General features: G+C 65.5%; 1 protein-coding gene. It reads right to left on the bottom strand.

Annotated features, from left to right (window positions below):
- A partial coding sequence (locus KVT34_RS30405; protein ID WP_217563310.1) for a hypothetical protein occupies nt 1-264 on the bottom strand: 264 nt, incomplete at both ends.

Genomic DNA, 264 nt, shown 5'->3' with positions numbered 1-264 from the left:
GAAGTGCAGAACCGGCAGCAGGTCGAGGAGCTCAGCCTCGGTCAGACCTGCTTCCTTGGCCCACCGGGCACGTGCCTTGCCGCGATCCGACCTGTCTCCGCCGATGGCCGCCTTGGGCATCAGGAGCCCGGTGCGGGCATTGCAGACCTTCACCAGGTCATCGGCAGGGTCGGCCGCCCGGTTGGTGACCAGGTGCAGTTCGACGCTGCCACCGTCTGCGGTCAACTGTTTCCACGTCCTGGCGATCTTCTTGAGAATCGACGG

Source organism: Paenibacillus sp. GbtcB18 (genome assembly GCF_019091125.1).
Lineage (GTDB): Bacteria > Bacillota > Bacilli > Paenibacillales > NBRC-103111 > Paenibacillus_F > Paenibacillus_F chitinolyticus.
This window is presented reverse-complemented; position numbering and strand designations above follow the sequence as displayed.